Source organism: Streptomyces sp. NPDC043861 (assembly GCF_056435905.1).
Genome location: NZ_JBWKDP010000033.1, coordinates 1 through 4,880, shown reverse-complemented (window position 1 = coordinate 4,880; position 4,880 = coordinate 1). Strand labels below are relative to the sequence as shown.

Annotated in this window: 3 protein-coding genes and 2 pseudogenes; all 5 read left to right on the top strand. The window is 68.5% G+C overall.

The genetic code is table 11. The features are described 5' to 3' along the window. Positions 1-102: pseudogene (locus AC068D_RS35555) on the top strand (ATP-binding protein); the annotation flags it as partial. A gap of 329 nt (positions 103-431) precedes the next feature. Then, positions 432-3,737, top strand: a complete 3,306-nt coding sequence (locus tag AC068D_RS35550; RefSeq protein ID WP_478827288.1) for a sensor histidine kinase — start codon at positions 432-434, stop codon at positions 3,735-3,737. A 10-nt stretch (positions 3,738-3,747) separates the two neighbouring features. Next, positions 3,748-4,161 (top strand): roadblock/LC7 domain-containing protein, encoded by a 414-nt coding sequence (locus tag AC068D_RS35545; protein ID WP_006127847.1) that lies wholly within the window; start codon positions 3,748-3,750, stop codon positions 4,159-4,161. Between the two features lie 99 nt (positions 4,162-4,260). Next, positions 4,261-4,830, top strand: a complete 570-nt coding sequence (locus AC068D_RS35540; RefSeq protein WP_478827287.1) for a DUF742 domain-containing protein — start codon at positions 4,261-4,263, stop codon at positions 4,828-4,830. Further along, positions 4,811-4,880: pseudogene (locus AC068D_RS35535) on the top strand (ATP-binding protein); the annotation flags it as partial. The gene AC068D_RS35540 and the pseudogene AC068D_RS35535, both read left to right, overlap by 20 nt.

The following is a 4,880-nucleotide window of genomic DNA, read 5'->3' as shown; positions in this document are numbered from 1 at the left end:
CCCGACACCCCGATCATCACCACCGACGCCCGCCACCGCGCGGACGCCAAGAGCGCGCTGATCACCCTCGTCGAACACGCACTCATGGCACGACTCAAGTAGTAATGTGTATACGGCAGTTGTCGTAGGGGCGGGCTGTGTCTTTTGACACGGTCCGCCTCCGTGTTCATAACGTTTCGACAGAGAAATTGGCTGAGGTCGGACACCCGATGCATCCGGCTGGTATCGCTGTGCTCACATGGGCCCCGCTATTTGCCGGAGCTCGCTCTTTATGCCCGATTTATCTGAGGCTTGGAGCACTCCGAACGGGCCGTTCCTGCTGTTTGGAACGGACCCCCTCGGCATGCTGAAATCAACGAACTCGTGAGTAGTACGGCCCTGAACAATTATCGGCACAACCTAGGTGCCGACGCCGAGAGGTTGTTGGTCGAGTGAGGCGAAGCAATATCAGCTCCGCAGAGCAGCAGGCGCGGGGCAACTTCACCCCGCCCCCGCGTGCTGCGGCGTCGCCTGCGGATGTGCAGCCTGTGGCGCCCCCCACCAGTGGCAGCTCCAGCAGGCTGTCCCCACGCAACTGGCGCGTGCCCACGCGACTGAACGCGATCCTCCTCATACCCGTGCTGGTCGGCCTCGTCATGGGCGGCTTCCAGGTGAAGGGATCGATCGACACCTGGAACGAGGCACAGGACGCCGAGAAGACGGCGCTCATCGTGCGCGCCGCCTCGGAGTACGGCCAGGCCCTGCTCAACGAGCGTGACCTCACCGCCCAGCCGCTGCTCGAGGGCAAGCGCGACGCCGCAGCGGTGCAGAGCGCCCGGGCGGCCACCGACGCCGCCGCGAAGAGGTTCGACGAGGCCGTCAACGACCTCCCGGAGAAGCAGGGCCTCGAGCGCCGTCTCACCCTCTTCCGGAGCGAGGAGCCCAAGCTCCAGCAGCTGCGTCAGACCGCCTACACCGCGGCCGTCGAGAGCGCGGAGAAGGCCCTGCCCACCAAGGGCGGCCCGGTTGCCACCGAAGAGGGCTATGTGCTCGTCCAGCACTCGCTCATGGAGCTCTCCAACGAGCTCGGCCTCGGCACCGGAAACGTCACGAGCTTCGGCCGCATGGTCTACGCGATCCAGCTGGCCAAGGCCGCCGCATCGCTGCAGCGCTCCATCGGTACGCACCTGCTGGTGCGCCCCAGCGAGAAGCAGGCGGTCAAGACCGGCCAGACCATCGCCTTCTCCTCGTACGCCTACCTGGAGGGCATCGCTCTCGGTGAGTACGTCTCCGGCGGTACGGCGGAGGACACCGAGAAGCTGAAGACGGTCATGGGGGCCAAGTCGGCCGAGGGCACCAAGAAGCTCAGCGCCGCCGCCAAGCAGGCCGCGGCCGCCGGCGTGGAGTTCACGCCCCCGCCGGAGAAGAACGGCTCGGTGTACGACGGCATGGTGGCCGCCATCAGCACCGGTGACCGCCCCGAGGAGCTCGCCGAGCAGGGTGTGACACCGGCCGTCTGGATGGCCGCGGCCACCGCGAAGTTCGACGGCTACACCGAGATCGAGAAGGATCTCGTCGACAAGTCCGTGGCCGAGGCGGCCCGGGTCGCCGACGAGGCCAAGACCGACGCCATCGTCAACGGTCTGATCGTCGTCATCGCCCTGCTCACCGCGTTCATCCTGGCCGGCATGGTGGCCCGCCAGATGAGCCGCTCGATGCGCGAGCTGCGGACGGCCGCCTTCGGCATCGCCGAGCAGCGTCTGCCGATGCTGGTCGACCAGCTGTCCCGCACCGAGCCGGGCCGGGTCGACACCAGGGTGCAGCCGATCCCGATCGACACCCAGGACGAGATCGGCGAGGTCGCACGGGCGTTCGACCAGGTCCACCGTGAGGCGGTCCGGCTCGCCGCCGAGCAGGCCATGCTGCGAGGCAACGTCAACGCGATCTTCACCAACCTCTCCCGCCGCAACCAGTCGCTGATCGAGGGCCAGCTGACCCTGATCACCGACCTGGAGAACAACGAGGCCGACCCGGACCAGCTGGAGAACCTCTTCAGGCTGGACCATCTGGCGACCCGTATGCGCCGCAACGGCGAGAACCTCCTCGTCCTCGCCGGCGAGGAGCCCGGACGCCGCTGGAACCAGCCGGTGCCCCTGGTGGACGTGCTCCGCGCCGCCTCCTCCGAGGTGGAGTCCTACGAGCGCATCGAGCTGACCGGCGTGCCGGAGAGCGAGATCCACGGCCAGGCCGTGACCGACCTCGTGCACCTGCTGGCCGAGCTGCTGGAGAACGCCACGACGTTCTCCTCGCCGCAGACCAAGGTCCGTGTCACCGCGACCCGTCTGCCCGACGGCCGCGTCATGATCGAGATCCATGACAAGGGCATCGGTCTGACCGCCGAGGACTTCGCCGACATCAACCACAAGCTGGCCAACCCGCCGACGGTGGACGCCGCCGTCTCCCAGCGCATGGGCCTCTTCGTGGTCGGCCGCCTCGCCGACCGGCACGGCATCCGAGTCCAGCTGCGCCCCTCGGGCGAGCAGGCCGGTACGACGTCACTGGTGATGCTCCCCGATGCCATCACCCACGGTGGCGGTGGCGAGCCGATCGCGGACGACGACTTCACGGTTTCGCAGATGATCCCGACACAGCAGGCCTTCGAGGCGGCGCCGATGCGTACCGCCGCGGAGCTGGGCTTCGACGACTCCCGCTACGAGAACGAGGCCGGCGACAACCGCCAGCTGGACCCCGTGAACCGCTCCCTGATGCGCGGGGAGCGCCGTGCGGCTCTCGAGGCCCAGGCAGGCGGGGAACGCCCGCTCTTCCGCGACGAGGCCGGCCGGCCTTACGGCGAGCAGGAGCAGTACGACCAGGGCCAGTACGACCAGAACCAGTACGGCGACGAGCAGTACGACCAGGGCCAGTACCAGGACGGGCAGTACGACCAGGGCTTCGCGGCCCAGGAGCAGTCCGGGTACGAGCAGAACGGGTACGGCTACGAGGGCGGCGACGGTTACGACCGCACCGGTGAGTACCAGGTTCCCGCCGGTTACCCCGAGCACTCGGAGCAGGCGTATGCGGAACCGTCGTACAGCGCTCAGCAGGAGCGCGGTACGCAGTTCGACGACCAGTACGACCAGCACTCCCACCAGGGAGAGTGGGCGGACCAGGGCTCGTACCAGGGTGCGTACGAGCCCGAGTACCGGACGGATGCGGAATCTGCCCCCGACGCTCCCACGAACGGCGCCGAGCGCGTAGGCTTCGAACGTCCGGGTCCCACCCCCAGCACCAGCCACCAGCTCACCGACGCCGGCCTGCCGCGCCGCGGCAGCAGCCAGTCGTCGGGGACGCAGTGGCAGGCCGGCGGTGCCGACAACGGACAGGCAGGGCAGGCCGCACCGGCCCGCCAGGCCCCCAAGGCACCGCAGACGCCGCAGAACGGGCAGACCGGGGCGGACGGCTCCGACGACTGGCGCTCGAAGAACGACGAGCGCTGGCAGCGGGCCGGCAAGCTCCGCGATCCCAAGGCGGGCGGAGTCACCTCGTCCGGCCTTCCGCGACGGGTCCCCAAGGCCAATCTGGTCGAGGGCACGGCGGAACAGACCCCGCAGGGCGGCCCACAGGTCTCCCGCGCCCCCGAGGACGTGCGTGGCAGGTTGAGCAACCTGCGGCGTGGTGTTCAGCGGGGACGCAACGCGGGAACGGACACGAACGGATCGGGCTTCGGCCCGGGTAGCACCTACAACCAGGAGCGTTAGTGTGAGCCCGATGAGCCAGGCGGCGCAGAATCTGAACTGGTTGATCACCAACTTCGTGGACAACACCCCCGGGGTGTCCCACACGGTGGTGGTCTCCGCCGACGGACTCCTGCTGGCGATGTCCGAGGGATTCCCGCGCGACCGTGCCGACCAGCTGGCGGCCGTCGCGTCCGGGCTGACCTCGCTGACCGCGGGCGCCTCCCGCATCTTCGAGGGCGGCGCGGTCAACCAGACCGTTGTGGAGATGGAGCGCGGCTTCCTCTTCATCATGTCCATCTCGGACGGTTCCTCACTGGCCGTCCTCGCGCACCCCGATGCCGACATCGGCCTCGTGGGCTACGAGATGGCTCTCCTGGTGGATCGTGCCGGCAGTGTCCTCACCCCGGACCTCCGAGCCGAACTCCAGGGAAGTCTTCTCAACTAGCAAACTGGCAGTGCGTTTCTCGCCACCGCACCATAGGGTGCGGTGGCGCGGTACCACAGGGACATGGACCGGGCGTACGGCACTCGGAGGAGGAGAAAAGTGGCAACACCCCCAGGCGGTCACCCATATGAAGGGGCTCACCAGTCTTCGGGTGAGCAGGGTCCGAACCGCTTCAACTTCCCCTCCGCACCGAGCAGACAGGGTGGTCCGCAGCCGTACCAACGGCCGCAGCAGCCGTACGACCCGTCCTACGACCAGCCGCAGGCGCCCCGGATCCAGCCGGTGGCACCCCGCCGGGCTCCCGAGCCCTCACCCGCGTCGGGCAACCACAACCCGCTGGTGCGTCCGTATGCGATGACCGGCGGCCGGACCCGGCCTCGCTACCAGCTCGCCATCGAGGCACTGGTCAGCACCACGGCCGAACCCGCAAGGCTGCAAGGGCAGTTGCCCGAGCACCAGCGGATCTGCCGGCTGTGCTTCGAGATCAAGTCGGTGGCTGAGATCTCGGCACTCCTCACCATCCCCCTCGGCGTTGCCCGGATCCTCGTCGCCGACCTGGCTGAGGCCGGACTTGTCGCCATCCACCAGCCCGGCGGCGACGAGTCCGCCGGCGGACAGCCAGACGTGACACTGCTCGAAAGGGTGCTCAGTGGACTTCGCAAGCTCTAGCGGCGGTGCAGCCCGCTCAACCACCAGCGCGAAGATCGTGGTGGCGGGCG